The organism is Chitinophaga sp. RAB17, from assembly GCF_052114225.1.
Classification (GTDB): domain Bacteria; phylum Bacteroidota; class Bacteroidia; order Chitinophagales; family Chitinophagaceae; genus Chitinophaga.
On record NZ_JBFREI010000011.1, the window covers coordinates 143,073 to 161,744 of the forward strand.

General features: G+C 45.2%; 14 protein-coding genes. 4 read left to right on the top strand and 10 right to left on the bottom strand.

Going from position 1 to position 18,672, the window contains the following annotated elements; genetic code table 11:
• Positions 1–3: 3 nt before the first annotated feature.
• The 5 genes from AB4Z08_RS28435 to AB4Z08_RS28455 all read right to left on the bottom strand — a co-directional run bounded on the left by AB4Z08_RS28435 (position 4) and on the right by AB4Z08_RS28455 (position 8,208).
• On the bottom strand, positions 4–1,125 hold the full coding sequence (locus AB4Z08_RS28435; protein WP_441577178.1) for a SusE domain-containing protein: 1,122 nt from the start codon (positions 1,123–1,125) through the stop codon (positions 4–6).
• Between the two features lie 25 nt (positions 1,126–1,150).
• A complete protein-coding gene (locus AB4Z08_RS28440; RefSeq protein WP_441577179.1) occupies positions 1,151–2,758 on the bottom strand; it encodes a RagB/SusD family nutrient uptake outer membrane protein in 1,608 nt (535 codons plus the stop codon).
• Between the two features lie 19 nt (positions 2,759–2,777).
• Positions 2,778–6,260 carry a TonB-dependent receptor gene (locus tag AB4Z08_RS28445; protein WP_441577180.1) on the bottom strand — a complete coding sequence of 1,161 codons (3,483 nt, stop codon included), beginning with the start codon at positions 6,258–6,260 and terminating at the stop codon, positions 2,778–2,780.
• A 47-nt stretch (positions 6,261–6,307) separates the two neighbouring features.
• Positions 6,308–7,324 (bottom strand): FecR family protein, encoded by a 1,017-nt coding sequence (locus AB4Z08_RS28450; protein ID WP_441577181.1) that lies wholly within the window; start codon positions 7,322–7,324, stop codon positions 6,308–6,310.
• 275 nt (positions 7,325–7,599) lie between these two features.
• Positions 7,600–8,208, bottom strand: coding sequence for an RNA polymerase sigma-70 factor (locus AB4Z08_RS28455; RefSeq protein ID WP_441577182.1), 609 nt, complete (start codon positions 8,206–8,208; stop codon positions 7,600–7,602).
• Between the two features lie 257 nt (positions 8,209–8,465).
• Between AB4Z08_RS28455 and AB4Z08_RS28460 the strand changes: the two genes are divergently transcribed.
• Complete coding sequence (locus tag AB4Z08_RS28460) at positions 8,466–9,653, top strand: MFS transporter (RefSeq protein ID WP_441577183.1); 1,188 nt, start codon at positions 8,466–8,468, stop codon at positions 9,651–9,653.
• A gap of 135 nt (positions 9,654–9,788) precedes the next feature.
• Here the strand turns inward: AB4Z08_RS28460 and AB4Z08_RS28465 are convergent, their stop codons facing one another.
• On the bottom strand, positions 9,789–10,556 hold the full coding sequence (locus tag AB4Z08_RS28465) for a LuxR C-terminal-related transcriptional regulator (RefSeq protein WP_441577184.1): 768 nt from the start codon (positions 10,554–10,556) through the stop codon (positions 9,789–9,791).
• 79 nt (positions 10,557–10,635) lie between these two features.
• Entirely contained in the window at positions 10,636–10,938 is a 303-nt protein-coding gene (locus AB4Z08_RS28470; RefSeq protein WP_441577185.1) for a hypothetical protein, read from the bottom strand.
• 87 nt (positions 10,939–11,025) lie between these two features.
• Here AB4Z08_RS28470 and AB4Z08_RS28475 point away from each other — a divergent pair, with 87 nt between their 5' ends.
• Together AB4Z08_RS28475 and AB4Z08_RS28480 are read left to right on the top strand one after the other, a co-directional pair.
• Positions 11,026–12,171: a redoxin domain-containing protein gene (locus AB4Z08_RS28475; RefSeq protein ID WP_441577186.1), complete on the top strand. Its 1,146-nt coding sequence runs from the start codon at positions 11,026–11,028 to the stop codon at positions 12,169–12,171.
• Positions 12,172–12,233: 62 nt separating this feature from the next.
• Positions 12,234–12,986, top strand: a complete 753-nt coding sequence (locus AB4Z08_RS28480) for an XRE family transcriptional regulator (RefSeq protein WP_441577187.1) — start codon at positions 12,234–12,236, stop codon at positions 12,984–12,986.
• Between the two features lie 216 nt (positions 12,987–13,202).
• Here AB4Z08_RS28480 and AB4Z08_RS28485 read toward each other — a convergent pair whose 3' ends face one another.
• The 3 genes from AB4Z08_RS28485 to AB4Z08_RS28495 form a co-directional block, all read right to left on the bottom strand.
• Positions 13,203–13,886 (bottom strand): ATP-binding cassette domain-containing protein, encoded by a 684-nt coding sequence (locus AB4Z08_RS28485; RefSeq protein WP_441577188.1) that lies wholly within the window; start codon positions 13,884–13,886, stop codon positions 13,203–13,205.
• Positions 13,883–14,185, bottom strand: coding sequence for a hypothetical protein (locus AB4Z08_RS28490; RefSeq protein WP_441577189.1), 303 nt, complete (start codon positions 14,183–14,185; stop codon positions 13,883–13,885). Before AB4Z08_RS28490 ends, AB4Z08_RS28485 begins: the two co-directional genes overlap by 4 nt.
• Positions 14,186–14,403: 218 nt before the next feature.
• Positions 14,404–14,910, bottom strand: a complete 507-nt coding sequence (locus AB4Z08_RS28495; RefSeq protein WP_441577190.1) for a hypothetical protein — start codon at positions 14,908–14,910, stop codon at positions 14,404–14,406.
• 484 nt (positions 14,911–15,394) lie between these two features.
• Here AB4Z08_RS28495 and AB4Z08_RS28500 point away from each other — a divergent pair, with 484 nt between their 5' ends.
• Complete coding sequence (locus tag AB4Z08_RS28500; RefSeq protein WP_441577191.1) at positions 15,395–18,655, top strand: SusC/RagA family TonB-linked outer membrane protein; 3,261 nt, start codon at positions 15,395–15,397, stop codon at positions 18,653–18,655.
• The last annotated feature ends 17 nt before the right edge of the window (positions 18,656–18,672 follow it).

An 18,672-nucleotide genomic window follows, 5' to 3' on the forward strand; every position in this document is an offset into this window, starting at 1 on the left:
TAATTATTTGACGATTATTTCGTGCGTGTAATTCTTGTCAGTGGTGAAGTATACATTAATATCGCAGTTCTTGGTATCTGCTTCGGTGGCAAACTTGTAGCAATAACCCCACTGGTCATTACCCGCAATAGGCCGCAATTCCCAGAAACTCAGCGGCGTGGCAGCCGTAGGACGGTTGTTATCGCTGTTGGCGCTGCCAAACCATTCTTCGCCTGCATTGCCATCACTATCTTTAACGGCTAAACGGAATTTATAACGCTCATCACGACCCCATGATTCCTGTTTGAAAGTAATCAGTTGATTCTTGATACTCCAGGTACCATTACCGGCATAACTGATCTCAAATAAGAATTTGTTCAGTGGCGCAAACCAGAGCCCTATGGTGGTGACTTCTGTTACGGAAGCCGCGGCGTTGTTGAAGTCCAGGCGTAAACGGTATACTTTGGTACCCGCTGTCTGCGTTCCTTCTCCCCCTTCTTTTACGGCAGTACCCAGGATAGAGTAAGTAGTAGGTGCACCTGTATTTCTGTTGGTAAAATGATATTTACCATTTTTGAGAGAGGTGTAAATTTCATATACCCCCGGCGCAGTGGATTTCATCTTCAGCGCTTTCGATAAATCAGCGCCTGCTTCTGTCGCTTCGCCTGTCAGAAATACATCTGTAGGAATTTCAGCAAAACCGTTAGGTCTTTCTACTTCGATGAGTTTTGTTTCCGCTGCTTTCTGGATATTATACCCTTTAGCTGCCAGCACCGTCCATTTCAATTTACCGGTAGCCAGAGACGCAATACCTGCTTTACCGGCAATGCTGTTCAGGTCTTTGTGAGATAAGGTAAGTTTGTTCTGTACCCCACCACCATCGGAAGCGAATTTGGCAACTGGATTGGAAAAGTCTCCATTCTCTTTATCAAAAGCTACTTCATAGATCACCAGTGACCCGTCTTCTGCACGGGCCTGATCCCATTCAAAGCTCAGTGTAGCACTGGTGGCAGGTTGCAGCTTGATGTATTTATTATCCAGTGGTGCAGTGAGTTTTGCTACCGGCTGTATATTGGTATTGAGTGTATAGTCTTTTTTGCAACTAAACAATATAACACTCAGTAAGATGATTAAATATTTTTGCATGTTATTACAGTTTTAGGTGGAAGGATTACCAATCTTGGTTTTGTGAAAGATTTTTATTCTGATCGCGTTCAATGGTAGGTATAGGCCACAGGTAATGTTTCGGATTGGTAAACAACCTGTTTTCTACGATGATATATCCGTTGGGATCTTTGTTGAATGCACCGGAGGTTACTTTGATACCTCTTACAGGTTTGTTCATGACTATGTCCGATGTTTTCCAGCGGCGTATATCCCATATACGTAACCCTTCAAACGCAAATTCAGCACGTCTTTCACGGCGGATGACGGTTTGCAGTTGTGCCTGGCTCAACGCCCCATTAAACTGCAGCGCTCCGGCATCTGTAAACCCGGCGCGGGTACGCAAAGGCTGAATGGTCTGATTCCATACAGCGGCATTCATCTGTCCCAGTTCATTTTTCGCTTCTGCATACATCAGCAATACATCAGCGTAGCGGATCAGCACCAGGTTTAAACCGGAGGCATAGTTGGTGGCCGCGCGGTCATAGTATTTATAGAAGTAATAACCGGTAGGTGAAGCACCCTGGTCATCTACGGTGTTGGTAGCAGGTGTAGAACCTGGCCTGGTGAGGATCGTTTGCACCACACCGCTGAAGTCTGTCACCTTGGAACCATCATGCAGGATAGTCGCTTCAAAACGTGGATCCCTGTTGACGTAAGGATTGTTTTCATCATACCCGGAGCCAGCGTCGCCAATAGCTTTACCGTTGGTCATGATGTAATCATTTACCAGGTCCTGGGTAGGTACCAGCACACTTCTTAGCGCAGCAATGGTTTGCGGCATAAACTGACGTTGCTTGTCGTAGGTTCTGGCGCCACCATATTCCAGGTCCAGTATTACCTCACTGTTGTATTCATTGGCTACGGTAAACAGGTTGCTGTAATTACCAAATAGGGAATAAGTGCCGTTATCAGTTTTAGTAATCAGCTGTTCGCAATCTGTTACAACACCCTGCCATTCGCTGCGGAACAGGTGTACACGGGCACTCAGGGCAACTGCTGCACCGCGGGTAATACGACCACGGTCATTCTGCGACTGCTGCAGATTGGTAGGCAGGTCTTTCTGAATATCCGCCAGCTCTGTTAATACAAATTGCTGAACGGTGTTTTTATCGGTGCGGCTAATGGTACGTGACTGATCTATCGTAATCAGATCCGTGTAAAATGGTACATCACCGTACCAGGCACTCAGCTGGAAATAGGCATAGGCACGGATAAAACGCGCTTCTGCTATGATACGGCGTTTCAGCGTGGCGTCCATATTGGGCACCCGGTCTATGTTCGCAGTAACGGTATTACAACGGCGGATAGTGGTATAATAATAAGGCCAGGTATCCACAACACGGCCATTGRCACCATCATAGCCACCATTGGCAATCGCAGTGACATTCAATAACCCACCACCACTATTATAGGCATTGTCACTCAGTGCTTCATCTCCAAAGAAATAATCATCTTTTGAAAGATGCTCATAACAAGCGGTTAATGCATCCAGCGCATCCTGTGAATCACGCCAGTAGGCAGTTTCGGTAAACTCCCGCGTGATGGGCTGGTCCAGCTTACGACAGCCAAACAATCCCGCGGCGACTAATATTGATAAAACTAATTTCTTCATAACAATGATTGTTTAGGCATCAAAACTTTACATCCAAACCAAAAGCGAAGGTGGCTGCATTCGGATAATTACGTCCGGCAATGGCGTTGTAATTATTCATATTCAACTTATCATCGAACTGCGTAAACTCAGGGTCTACACCCAGTTCACGGAATCGTTTAGGCATAATCGTTATCAGGTTCTGACTGGTGAAATAAACCCGTACGCCCTGCATACCGGCTCTCTTCATTAAAGAGGCGGGCAGGTTATATCCTATCTGGAAATTTTTCAGACGCAGGTATTTGGTATCAAACAGCCAGTAATCGGAATAGGCGAAGTTGTTGGCATCAGCAGATCCGATGGTCAAACGTGGATAAGACGCACCCGGGTTCGTAGGTGTCCAGCGATCCAGGTGCTGCACCATCGCGTGATCTTCGTTGTTATGGAAAGCTTCTACGATATCGCCGCGCATGAACTGTGTTCTTTTACCCACTCCCTGCCAGAACATGGTGAGGTCAAAGTTTTTCCAGCTTACATTATAGGTAAAGCCGAAAGTATAACGGGGGAAAGGATTACCGAATACATAGCGGTCGTTTTCATCAATCACACCATCCTTGTTGCGGTCTATGTACTTCACATCTCCCGGCATTACCTGCTGGTTGTAGGCAAATGGTACTTTAGGCGCATTTTTTATATCGTCCAGGTTCTGATACAAACCATCCGATTTGTAGCCATAGTAAGACGAAATCGGGAATCCTTCTTTAATGATAAAGCTAACATCAGATCCGCGAACAGATTCCTGTCCGAATTTAATCACCTTGTTCAGGTTATCGGAGAGGTTAAAGCCAAAGGTGTGATGGAAAGCACCGGTGTTGGCGCGATACGACAATGCCAGCTCCCAGCCTTTGTTATTTACCTTACCTACGTTTTCCAGCGGAGCAGACGTACCGGCAGTTCCGGGAACCGTCTGGAACAGGTATATACCATCGGTCATCTTACTAAAATAATCGAAGGACGCGGTTAACTTACCATGGAAGAAATCTGCATCCACACCATAGTTGCTCATGGTGGAGATTTCCCATTTCAACAGGTCATTATAGGTAGAAAATGTATTACCAGGGGCAATAGAATTATTAAACGAATAGTTGGCGCCGTTGATAGATACTCTCGACAGGTAGTTGAATCCGCCAATGTTGGAGTTACCCACCTGACCCCAGGAATAGCGCAGCTTGAAATTGCCTATCCTGTCTTTCACCTCCTGCATAAAGGCTTCATCTGTCAGTCTCCAGCCCAGTGAAAATGCCGGGAAGAACTGCCAGCGATGACCCGGCGCCAGCTTGGAAGAACCGTCATAACGCCAGGTGATTTCCGCCAGGTATTTATCATTATACGCATAGTTCAAACGACCGAACAGGGAATTAAGCGCGTACAGATTAGGATTACGCAAATCATTATAAGTGCCGATGTCCTTGTAATCGTAAGTACCATCCGGCTTGGGGATATAACCGCCACCGATCGCCCAGGTGGGATCCAGGTTGGTGGTTCCATAACGTGTGGATCTGAAGCCATAGCCTTCATCTACCGCATCACTACGTACACCCACCTGTCCTTTTACATAATGCTTACCAAAAGTATTTTCATATTCGGCAGTAGCATATACGTTTGTCGTTAAGTCTTTGTATTCATCCTGCTGCGACTGATTATATAAAGGTGGTGTAGCCGTTGTATAATAAGGAGCGTAAGTAAATTTATTAATACGCTGTACGTTATTATCAATGTTGTAAACACCGGAAGCGTTCAGGTTAATCCTGAAGTGATCGACTGGCGTGATCACCACATCCAATCCTCCCATGAGGTTATCGATGGTTCTCGAATTAAAGCCTCCGTTGGCGAGTAATGCGATAACACTGTTGCTGGTAAGACTAGGCACCACCCAGTTACCCAAGGAATCTTTTACGGCATTGGTACGTGGAACGCGCATCGCATCACGAATCAGGAAACCGATATCAGCCACCTGTGTGCGGTAGTTGGAGCGGGTATATGCGGCATTGGCATTTACCTTTACATACTTACTAACGTCAACGGATACGTTCAAACGGGCATTGTATCTTTTGTAGTAAAAATCCTGTGGTACATATTTATTCTGCAGCATATTGCCCTGGTCCAGGTAGCCCATGGAAAACAGGTAGCTGCTGCTTTTGCCGCCACCGGTTAAACTTAAGCTGTGGTTTTGCTGAGGGGTATATTTGCGCAGCATTTCATGCAACATAGCGGGTTCAGAACCACGGTCATGCCAGTACTGAATATTTTCCGGCGTATACTGCGGCGTTTTACCGGAGTTCACCAGTGCTTCATTTTTCAGGGTCATGTATTGCCATGCTTCCACGTTGCGGGGCAGCGTGGTGGGGGTTTGCCAACCATACATGCCATTGTATTGTACAGAAGGGCGTTCATCTTTCTTACCTCTTTTCGTAGTAATATAGATAACACCATTAGCTGCCTGCGAACCATAAATAGCAGAAGAAGCTGCATCTTTCAATACAGAAATAGTTTCCACATCATAGGGATTCAGGTTCTGTAAACCGGAGGTACCCGCCTGTATACCATCAATGATCACCAGGGGCGCGTTGCCGGTTAAGCTGCCTACGCCACGGATGTTCATCACCATGCCGGCGCCGGGTTCGGCCGTAGCCTGCTGCATAATGAGGTTAGGTGCCTGTCCCTGCAGGGCCTGGAACATGTTTACAGACGGTCTGCTGGTAATGTCTTTGGAATTCACCGTGCTGATAGCCGCAGTTACCTGTCCTTTCTTTTGCTGACCATACGCTGTTACCACTACCTCACCGAGATCTTTGGAATCTACCGTCAGCATGGCCACGATATTAGTTCTGCCGGCGACAGATATTTCTGAAGGAACATATCCTATCGAAGAAAATATCAATACCCCATTCGCCGCGTTGGCAGGTATTTTCAGGGAGTAGGTACCATCTGCACTTGTTACGGTACCGATGGACTGTCCTTTCAGGCGAATATTGGCACCGGGGATGACTTGTCCTTTATTATCCACTACGCGGCCGGTAATAATGATTTCCTGCTGCTGTTCTGCGGAAAAGGTGGCGCCATTCCGTTTCAAAATGATTTTGTTGGCAATGAATTCATAGTTGATCTCCAGTGGTAAGAGGATCATCTGTAATACATCATCCAGTTTATTATCTTTTACGTTCAGGGATATTTTCTGTGCAGCTTTAATATCATCATTAGCATATACAAACACGAGGGAAGTTTGTGCTTCGATTTTGTCCAGCACCTGGGCCAGACTGGCATTCTCTACCTGCAGGCTAACCAGGTAGTTGAGAGATGGCGGTCTTTCGCGCTCCTTCGCCGGCTGATGCTGTACCTGCCGCCGCGTGCCAGCCGCATAAGCTACCTGCGCATGCAGGTCCAGCACGCTCAGTAGCGATAAACAAATTATCAGCGACCCGAAAGGTGGACGAAAAGAAGGCTTGTATAGTTCCTTTCTCATAACGTAGTGGTGATTAAAAATGAATAAATGGTAATGTTGGCTTTATATTATTCTCCGATGACAAGCGTTGAATCAGTGATACGATAGTGGAATGCTTTTGACTTACTCAGGTAATACATGATATCTTCCAGGGAGTTATTATGGAAAGAACCTGTAAGACGATATTGTTTAGGTGCATTGGCTTCAAACTCCACATGCTTGTTGAAATTGCGTTCTAAGCTGGCGCCGATTTCCTCCAGGGTAGCATTTCTGAAAATGAGGCGGCCTTCCGTCCAGGCTTTATCTTCCGCACCAATGGTATTGCCTTTGATCAGGGTACCACTGCTGGCAGTAAAGCTTACTTTCACATCCGGTGTAATCAGGATGGTATCATTAATTTTCTTTGCCTCTTCATACCGCGGAATAAAGGCTACCTTACCGGTTACCACCGCGGTTTGCACTGGTTCGTTCTCGTAGGCGCGGATATTAAAGGAGGTACCCAGTACTTTGATCGTTCCCTTTTTCAGGTGAACAATAAAGGGGCGTTTGGCATTGGTAGCCACATCAAAAAAGGCTTCTCCTTCGAGGAAAATTTCGCGGCTGTCGCCTTTAAATTTTTCCGGATAGGTGAGCATACTTTCTGCATTCAGCCATATTTTACTGCCGTCTGCCAGTTCTATAAATGACCGGGTAGCCTTGCCATTGCTACGTTTTACCCATTGCTCCTTACCTGCTGCCGGCGGCTTACTGCCTTTATTGAAAAAGTAGAACGCGCCGCCCAGCATAAATACTGCTGCAGCTGCTGCTGCCCATTTCCAGGGATGTATCTTTTTAATTTTTGTTGTGGGAGATGTGACCACCGTTTGCTGGGATTTTATTTTTGCCAGCGTGCGTTGCAGGGCCTGTTCGGTATTTTCTGCCGCATGGTATAATGGATCTTCAAAATAATGGTGCAGGTGGGTATACCGCTCTTTCAATACCGGGTGCTGGTCCAGCATGGACTCCAGTTCCGACAATTCTGCCGGAGTGGCGGATCCGGCTAACTTACGGGTCACCAGTAAGACGAAATATTCTTCGTTAATCATAAAATGGAATCGTGTTCAGAGATAAGGACAGGTAACGGGAGGAGAATTACTTACAAGCGGGGAAAATATTTTTGCGATTTTTTGTCTTTCCCAGGATTATACTGATTTAGATGATTTTCCAGATAATATTTTTAATTTAAAAAGATCAGAGGAGATAGAAGCGGGTATACCAAGTTCTATCTCCTCTGATCTTTTTAAATCTTATATAATCAAAAAAGCAAAAATCCGGGAAATCATCTAAATCAGTATAATCCTGGGAAAGACAAAAAATCGCATCAGCAAAAGCCGGGGAAAGACAATGCCAGTAACATAATCAACGGCGGCAACACATTTTTGCCCTTGCCAATGGCGCCCAGTTCTTCATTCAGGCGGCGCATAGCCCGGAAAAGTTGTGTTTCAACTGTTCTGGGAGAGATACCCAGGATTTCAGCAACTTCTTTATATTTAAAGCCGTCTTCCTTGATCAGCTGGAAGATGCGGCGGCATTGAGCTGGCAGAGAGGATACTACTTTATCCATTTTAAAGCGCATCTCTTTCCATTCCAGGTCACGCTCCAGGTCCACGCTGTTACGCAGATCAGCGGTATCCGAACCGGATAGGGGTACAATACGCAAATGGGAGTACTGCTCGAGATAATTGAGCGAATGATTTTTAACCGCCACAAAAAGATATACTTCCAGGTTTATGATGGGTTCCAGTTCCGTACGGCGGTTCCAGAGCTTCACAAAAACATCTGATACAATTTCTTCTGCAGCTTCTTTTACATGTACATACCTGATACAAAAATGCAGGAGCCGGTCGTATAAATGGCGAAACAAGCGGGAGAAAGCCTGCTCATCATCATAACGCGCTATTTGCATCTGCCATTCACGAATCTCATCCATGCTCATGTGTAGCTAAAACGTTTTTGCTAAATAGACAAAAAAAAACGAAAACTTTTCCTGATTGATCTGGTTGCTTGTTGTAAGGGAATAGTCTGGTTGGCCCCCTTGCCATAGCAATAATAAAAAAAAGGATTAACAAAAACAACAAACCTTCCTTTCAATATAAATTTATTTATAGATCTCCCAAAATCACCTTATTTATTTTATACATATAGTTATACCACCTTTGCGGGGTGAATATTTCAAATCAATTAAAAATGGAAACAACATTAACAGCGGCTACATCCCAAAGCCGCATGCCTGCTGCGTTATGGGCATTAACGATCAGCGCTTTCGGTATTGGCACCACAGAATTTGTGATTGTTGGATTATTGCCTGTCATTGCAAAAGACCTGGCGGTGAGCATTCCGGCGGCGGGACTGCTGGTCAGCTTTTATGCCATCGGAGTAGCTATCGGGGCTCCGGTACTCACAGCCTTAACTGCTAAAGTACCACGTAAACAATTACTGATTTCCCTCATGATATTATTTATCGCAGGTAACACGCTGGCAGCTTTCTCAAAAGGCTATTACCTGCTCATAGCCGCCCGTATGCTGACCGGCTTTGCCCATGGCGTATTCTTTTCCGTGGGGGCTACCATCGCGGCAGCTATTGTATCTCCCGACAAAAGAGCCAGTGCCATTGCGCTTATGTTTGCCGGCCTCACCATCGCCATGGTGACCGGGGTGCCCTTAGGGACTTTCATCGGACAGCAACTGGGCTGGAGAGCCACCTTTACCGGTGTGGCCATCTTAGGCGCCATCGGTTTGCTGGCCAATCTGCTCCTGCTGCCGGGGAATATTCCCCAGGAAGCCGCCAGCAGCCGGAAAGCCCAACTACTGGTGCTGTCCAACAAACCTTTATTACTGGCATTGCTGACAACCGTCCTTAGCTACGCCGGCGTATTCCTGGTATTTACATACCTGTCGCCCTTACTGACCGACCTTACCGGCATCGCGGAAAGCAAAGTGAGTATGATCCTTTTAATATATGGTGTAGCAGTAGCCATTGGTAATATTGCCGGGGGGAGTCTGGCCAATAAAAATCCACTTCGCTCCCTCCGTTATATATTAATAGCCGAGATGGTGGCGATGCTGATTTTCACCTTTACGGTACATAACAGTATCACGGCAATTATCAATCTCTTTATTATAGGAGGATTATCATTTGCGACCGTACCGGCCTCCCAATTATATGTGGTACAAACCGCAGAAAAGACCGCACCCGCCACGGTGAATGTGGCCTCTGCACTGAATATTGCGGCATTTAATGCCGGAGCAGCAATTGGGGCTTATGTAGGAGGAAACATTGTGGCTTCATCGCTTGGACTGGGAGCTACTCCCTGGATTGCAGCTATCTTTGTACTGCTGGCGGCGGGCACCACCATGATCACCTTCAGAAAATAATTATTGGCTATTGGCAAAATGCAGCAAGACTCCCCTTCGCTGCATTTCGCTAACAGCTAACCGCCAATGGCTAACAGCTAACCGCTATTGACAAACGCTAAAAGCCAATAGCTAACAGCCAATGGCTAACAGCTGCTATTCCCATCCCTCTTTAATGGCTTTCACTACCAACTCAGCGGATGATTTAATGCCTGTTTTCTTGAGCATATTTTTACGATGCTGATCTACTGTTTGCCGGCTGATATTTAAGTGCTGAGCGATTTCCCGGCTGGGCAACCCTCCGAGCATCAGTCTCAGTACCTCCTTCTCTCTCTTTGTCAGCACTTCCCGCGCGGGTACAAAAGCCTTCTTTACTTCCACATTCAGAAAAGAAGGTTCACCTTCCAATCCTATAAAAGAGAGTACCGGACGCCCGGCCATTTTAAGATGCGAAATATCTGTATGTACCACCAGGGTGCGAAGCAGGCCCCCTGCCCCATCATGCTGAACGGGCGTGGTTTGTTGAAGGACGCGCAGGTATTCACCATTGGCTTTCTGTACCCTCAGGTCATAACGTACCTTATACTTCAGGACTTTCTCCGGTGGCAGTTCTGCAAAAAATGCCACGGCGGTATTTTCAAAATCAAGGAACCATCCCATATCCTCCGGATGAATATAACTCACCATAGCCGATACGGTGCATTCGCTGGCGTTATACCCCAACAAATCATATACACCGGGATGCACATAATCAAACTCCCCTTTCACGACATTAAAAATAAAATAGCAAAAATCACCTACCTGGAAAAAGCTCAATACTTTTTTATGAATTTCCAGCTCCAGCGTAAGGTCGGGCGGGTCCTTACTCTCCGCCATGATATTCCAGATCTTTCTGGCTTCTTCATACAAACGAATTTTCAGCATACCAGGATATTGCAGAATAAATAAGCCGTAACAGGAAAATGTAACATGTCCTGGCAACGGGAAAACAAAGTGCTAACGATCAGCTCAATAAATTAAAAGATACAAAAACTATTGTAATGCTGACGCAAATTAATGCCACCAGGAAAGTGTAGTCCGCTACTTGTTCGAGTCGTTCGCTTCTGTTATCATTTTTACTTTTTAAAGATAAAAAAGAGAGCAGACAGCTGGCCATCAGGAGCAGGGCGGCAATACCGGTGAAGTCGTCAATAATGGTGGCGTTATTAAATCTGGCCACTTTTATAGAGGTAAGAACAATCAAACAAAAACCCAAAAGGTTGGTGGAGGTATTCAGTATGTGCGGCGACTTGCTATGATTTGCCATATTTTTTTTGTTATTCCTGCTTAACAAATGCTTTGTAACACGAATTGAAGAAATTTAGTCAAGACATTCGTCAGTAGAAATTATCTTATGAAAAAAATAACAATCTTAGCCCTGTTAAGTTGCCCTGTATTCATAAAGGCACAGCCCGCAAAGTTTGTTCTGAATGGCAAGGTGACCAAGCAAAGCGGCCCGGTTAAAGTATATCTTAACCAACTGATCAACGAAAAGCTCGTCATTGATTCCGCAGATGTACGGGATGGAGTATTTCGCTTTGAAGGCACCGTGGATGGGCCGATACGGGCTATGCTCATATTCGACCACAAGGGATCTACGATGGACTTTATGCAACTACCCGCCGATGCCGATGTCCGGATATTTTACCTGGAAAAAGGCGATACCAAAATACAAACCCAGGAAAACGTCAGCAAAGCACACGTTACCTCCACCACCAATCAGCTCGAAATCGATTATAATAATTCCCTGAAAACAGTTGAAAAAGCCATTAGCCTGATCACGAAATCATATACAAAAGCATCTGCTGCCGAAAAAGCCAATAAGGAATTTCAGCAAAAAATGAATCAGCGCTATGCAGTGGCCTACGAAGCCAAAAAGCTCATGCAGCAAAAATATATTGCGGAAAATCCCGGCTCCTATTTCAGCCTGCTGGCCCTGGAAGATGTGGCTGGCATACAAATAGATCCGGATCAGATTGAACCCCTCTTTCAGAAATTAACACCTGAAATACGCAATACGCCTGAAGGAAAAGCATTCCAGGAAGAACTCACCCGCATCCGTAACCTTACCGTAGGCAACGATGCGCCCGACTTTGAAGTACAGGACATGGAAGGCAAAATGGTGCGCCTGTCTGATTTTAAAGGTAAAACAGTGCTGCTCGACTTCTGGGCTTCCTGGTGTGAGCCCTGCCGCAGAGAACACCAGTATGTCCGGGATGCCTACAGAAAATTCAAGGATAAAAACTTTACGGTGATCAGCATTGCACTGGATCCCCCCGCGGATAGGGCTTATGTGATACAGGCCATACAGGAAGACAGCCTCGTTTGGACCAACCTGGCCGATCCTGCCAAAGATAAAAACCAGGCGGCAAAAGCCTATAGTATCAAACTCATTCCACAAAATTACCTGATCGATTCTACCGGGATGATCTTCAACCGGGACCTCCACGGAGAATCCCTCTCACAACAGCTGAGTAGTCTTTTACTTAACCAGGAATGAGTAAAAAGCCCTACATTTGTCCTTGTCAATTATAAATATAATTTATTGTAACTATATAAAACATGGACAAACAGCCCCTTTTCTGGGCCGCTAATCTGAAATTATTACGGACACGAAAGAAGATCTCACAACAACACCTATCTGATTTACTGGGACTGAACCGGAACAAGATCACTGCACAGGAAAGCGGCAAAACACGCAATCCACGCATGGAAGACCTGGTCCTGATCTCCACCTTTTTCAGGATTGACATAGACCTCCTCATCAAAACGGACCTGGCTCAAATCCCTGAAGCGCAACTGGAAGAACTGGAAGCCGGTAAAAAAGTGGACCTCACAGGCAGGCATATACGTATTCTTCCCATTACGGTAGATAACAGTAACGAGGAGAATATGGAATACGTGCCGGCAAGGGCCAAAGCAGGATACCGCAGCGGTTTCAGCGACCCCGGCTTCATTGCCGCCCTGCCGAAATTCACCCTGCCGGAATTACCCAGAGGTAAAACCATCCGCATGTTCCCCATCAGCGGCGACTCTATGGAGCCCATCCCTGATGGCAGCCATATCATTGCACAGTACCTGCAGGACTGGTCTCACTTAAAAAATAATACAGCCTGTATCCTCATACTGAAAGGTGGAGAAGAAGAAATTATTTTCAAAGTAGTCGGTAACCATATTAAACAGAATGGCACCTTAACACTGCATTCGCTGAATAGTAATTACGATACCGCAATTATAAATATTGAAGAAGTCCTGGAAATATGGACTTTCATCGGGTATCTCAGTAAAGAATTACCGGAAGCGAAAGCTGTCTGAGGTGAGTTTATGTCTTTTTCAGCATTATACTGATGATGATTTCAGGATTTTATTTATTGATTTAAAAGATTAAAAAAGGATTAGCGAAGACTGACAACATAAGATGTTCATCTTCGCTAATCCTTTTTAATGCTGAAAAAATCCCGAAATCATCATCATCAGTATAATCCTGAAAAAGATAAAATTCGCTTTACCGTTTTAATAAATGAAACCGTACTACAAATCATTCAAACTTCCCTTCGGTAAATAGTGCAAATCCTCCAGCTCCGACAACACCTTGATGTTCTTGAATACTCCTTGGGTGACCAGGATAATACGATCACTGCTGGCAATAATATTCCGGTAGTCGTGATCCGTAATAATAAACCCCTTGCTCGCCCGGCATCCCTGGATCAATGCCACAATCTTTTCCTTGAAGAGTGGGTCCAGCGCATTGAAAGGCTCATCCAGCAAAATGAACTTAGCCGGAGAATGCATCAGCAATAATATTTCCAGGTATCTTAATTCCCCTCCCGATAACGCACTTACTTTTTTATGGAGATGGGGTACAATATTTTCATTCGTCTTTACCAGTTCCTGCTCCACCTGGCTATCTAAAAACAGGGCAATCACTTGCCGGACCGTAACGTTACCCGGCAGGAAATCATGCTGCGGCAGATAAGCGATCAGCCCCTTTTCTTTATAGGGCGCATCATACTTTTTACCGTTGATGCTTACAAATTTATGGTGGCAGGAAACCGTGCCGAAAATGATTTTCAGAAAAGTAGATTTACCACAACCATTTCTTCCTAAAATACCAATCACCTCGCCGGTATTACAGCTCACAAAACAATCCGTCAGCAATTCCCGGTGGCCCACATACTTGAAAATACTGTCGGCTACCAATTGATTGGTACTCATGCGATGCTGTTTTTAATCAGCAGGCAAACAGTGATGCCGGCTACATTGATACCGTACGATAACCCCACCAGTTTCATTTTGGAAAAGCCTTTGTTGTAATAAAAGTAATAACAGTGTTCATATTTCAGCCCGTAAAAAAATAGCGCTAACCCAAAACCACCCGTAAGAAGAGAAATAGCAAAAATCAGTAGAAAGCCGTCCAGCTTATCGCCCCCAATCATACCGAAACAACCTAAGAGTAGAGAAAATGGGATATTGAAACTATGCAGGGATTTATAATAGTGTAATAAAATTTTCATGTTGGACTTTTGCCTGCTAAATATAAGGTCTTAAAAGTCAAATACGAATTTTGTCTTTCCCAGGATTATACTGATTTTGATGATTCCAGGATGGTTTTACACGATTAAAAAAAATTAGCGAAGATGAACACCATAGGTGGCCACCCTCGCTAATTTCCAAATATTAAAAAAGCGAAATCCCGAAATCAGTATAATCCTGGGAAAGACAAAAACCGCCTTTATTTATAACTTTCCCTGAACGCCTGCAATCCCTGTTCCATCCTTGCTTTCAGGCGTTCTCCCTCCGGGCCGTCACCCGGTTTGGCAATATGAAAAAGTGCCAGTGAATTGTTCTCTTTCAGTTCCCGGCTGCCCTTATCGCTTTCAGCGATCGTTACCACGCTGCCATCAAATTCCAGTCCTATGTAATAGTCGTAGAATACGGCTTTAATGGCACTCACCGGCGCAGTTAAGCGATACAGCGTAAAGCTGTTTTCCACCGGGTAGCGAAAGGTAACTGATAGGATCCCATCTTCGCTGATGCGGAAAGAGGATTCGATTTTGGCGCCAGATTCGGTCAGATAAGACAACTGCGGCGGATAAATGGTGGCGGCTTCATTCAGTAATTTGGTGAATTGAATCGCAGCTTTCGCCCGGCTGCCGGCGTTGATGGCTTGTTGCTGTGCAAAAGTGCTGATAAACGAAAAAGTAAACAGCACTAAAAAAAGTGAGTAGCGTTTTTTCATAGGTATAATTTCCGGGTAAAGGTTTTCTTACGCCATAAATATAATATATTTAAATTATATATTGATATTTCCCCACGGAAGAAGAAGAGCGTTTCCCCGGGAAAACGGATCAGCCCCGAACCAGCAAAAAAACAACGCCAAAAATTCAATTATCTTTCAGATATTTAGGACGCGCATACCGTGCCCAGACAGCCCACTGCCCTCCTCCTCTTCCTGCCCCGCTTTTAACATTGTTTACAATCTTTTAAATTTCATTAACAAGTTAGATTTCTCCTGCATACTAACTTCATTGCCTTATTCGGGACCTGTGATTTATTTAGAAAATCGATTTAGCATCCGATAAAATATATCAAACCAAAATTTATTATACCAACGAAAAGAGTAGATAGGAATTATTAATTCAAGTACAATACGTCAACCAATTTCATTGTAACAACTGGCATCAGCATTCCAGTATCATTTCATAAGCTTCAAATTAAATTACATGACTGTTAATTTTACAAAATACAGCCATAGCTGTGCTGTTATGTTATTAACGTTCTGCCTCACCGTCCTTTCCCTACCCGGTTTCGCACAGGTAAACCCTGCCACAACGAAAATCACGGTAGCCGGATTTGTACGGGACGGATCTGACGGAAATCCCCTACCGGGCGTATCTATCAGCATTTCAGATTCCAAATCGGGTGCTATCACCAATGCCGACGGCAGCTACACCCTTAAAGTGAATCCCGGCAGCATGCTTACCTTTACCATTGTAGGCTATCTGCCACGTTCCATCACCGTAAAGGAAAGCAATGCCCACCTGAATGTTTCCTTACCTATAGACAAAAAAGTATTGAAAGATGTGGTGATCATCGGCTACCAGGAAACCTCCCGTAAAACGGTGACGGCTGCAGTGACCTCCATCAACCCAAAAACATTACTGGATGTTCCCGCCCCTACTTTTGATGCGTTGCTGCAGGGCCGTGCACCAGGACTGGACGTACAGAACTACTCCGGTGAACCGGGCGTAAGAAGTAATGTGGTGATGCGTGGTAACACAGCGGTAAGTCGCACGATCAACAGCGATATCAGCAGTACTACCGGTAAAACAAGTCTCGCCCGCGCATTGAGCGGACCGCTCTACGTGATTGACGGCGTACCTCAAACAACAGAAGATATTGCTGCTATCAACTACGGTACCGGTACCAATACAGACGTAATGGCCGGTATTGCCATCAACGATATACAAAGTATAGATATCCTGAAAGATGCCTCTGCTGCTGCGATCTACGGATCAAGAGGCGCCGGTGGTGTCATCATCATCAAAACAAAAAGAGGTCTTTCCGGAAAACCTAAAGTAGATTTCGCTACCTATCACGGCTTCACCGAAAAACCACAACTGGAAAAAGTAGTGATTGGCGCAGAAGAGCGCAGGGCAAAAATGGACCTGATCAACCACTACGGCAGCTGGGGTAACCTGAAAGATCTGCCACAGATACTGACCGACAGTCTCAATCCTGCCTTTAACAACGCCAACGATTACCAGGGTGGCATGTACCGCACCGGTAGGGTTGACAACTATGATGTATCCGTTTCCGGCGGCAATGACCTGGTAAACTACCGCTACGGACTTAACTATTTTAATGAACAGGGCATTGTGCGCAAATCAGGCTTAAAGCGCTATAGCTTCAGCAGCAGCACTGGTCTGAACCTGTCAGAAAATCTGAAGATCTCTACCCAGATCCGTTATTCAAAACTCGACAGGCCAAGGTCTATCAATGATCTCTCCGGCGGCTTTGGTGCATTTAATGGAGGATATTATGCTTCCAGTCCACTGCCAACTTCCCTCATGTATATGACGGATGCTTCGAAGGATTTCATTTTTGGCACCAGCAGCAGCGCTACCGATCAGAATACCAATGATAACCTGTCTATCAGCCCGGTGATCGACTGGCGGATTTCAAAGAAATTCAGTTTTAATACCGTCATCTCATTTACCCAAACCAACAGCCGGATGGATGCCTATACACCGGGTATTGCGAGAAGAGATGGTACCGGTTTAGCCACCAGCTTTACTGATAAATCCAATAACTATTTAATGAGCAATACCATCCAGTATACCACTACACTGGGTGCCAATCATTCCCTCAATCTGCTTGCCGGACAAAACACAGAGTTCTGGGAATACCGCTCCACCTATGCTTATGCCATTGGTATTCCCAATGATCAGATCCATACGGTGACCGTATTGAATAAGAACCTGGCCGACACCAGATCCGATCTGCTGCAGAGTGGTATTCAGTCTCTCTTCCTGAGAGCCAACTATAGCTATAAAGAACGTTACCTGTTGTCCGGGGTAATCACTGCGGATGCATCTTCCCGTTTTGGTAAGAACAATCGCTGGGGTTACTTCCCCTCCATATCCGGCGGCTGGATCATCAGTGATGAACCTGCACTGAAGTCTGCCGGTAACTGGCTCACATTGCTGAAATTACGCGCCAGCTATGGTGTAACAGGAAGACAACCGGATGGTGGCGACAACTACCTGTCTTATAACACCTACAACATCGGCGCCGGCGGATTTCCGGGCAGCAGCAACCCTGCTACCGGCAATAACTATGCTTTTGGATACAACGGCATACCAGCTGTAGCACTGAATTTTGATAAAGGACTGACCAATAATAACCTGAGCTGGGAGAAGAATACACAAACCAACCTTGGTATAGATGCGAGTTTATTGAACGGCAGGTTCAATGTGGTAGCAGATGCTTATATTAAAAATACCAATGGCGGTATATTTAACCTGAACGTACCTATAACTACCGGCTATTCTATCCTCACCGCAAATGCGATTGGTATCCGCAACACCGGGATAGAATTGCAGCTCATTGCAAACGTATTAAAACCATCTTCCAAATTCCAATGGCAGGCATTATTAAACCTGGCTCATAACGATAATATTATTACTTCCCTGCCTAATGGCGGACGCGATATTTATCTCGATAAATTCCTGTTGCGTCAGGGACAGCCACTCAATTCTTACAACGTATTTAATAAAACGGGCATCTACAAAACAGATGCGGATGTACCTATCAATAAAGTAACCGGGCAGCCACTCAGCTTTTATGGTGGTGCGTTCAGAGGTGGAGATCCAATCTGGCAGGATACCAACGGTGATGGTATATTAGATGATAAAGACTATATACCTGCGGGAAATCCAAATCCCAAAGTAACCGGTGGTTTTGGTAATACCTTCAGCTACAAAGGCTTTACACTCTATGTATTCTGCACATTCACCGCGGGCAGAAAAATCTTTAATGACTATCTCGCTGGTAAACTGTCGCAGCTGGTGCCTACAGATGATGGCGATCCTAATCCATATCACTCTATTTCCACCCATGCTTTACCTGACCTCGGCGGCATCAACTACTGGAACAACCCGGGTGATAATGCGCAATATCCTAGTCTGAGTTCCGTATATGGTACCCGTTACAAATATGCCATGGTGAGTTCTGCCTGGATAGAAAGCGGTGCTTACTTCCGCGTAAAAAATGTGTCGCTCTCCTACTCCTTCAACCAGGGCGTATTAGACAAACTCCATTTCAAACGTTTGAGAATCTATGCACTGGCTGACAATCTCTATCTCTTTAAACAATCTAAAAACATTCCTGATCCGGAACAGGTAGATGCTTTCGGAATATATAGCGGCAGTGGTTATCCCATTCCTAAAAAATTCACACTGGGACTGGATCTTAGCCTTTAAACCATCAAAAAACGACA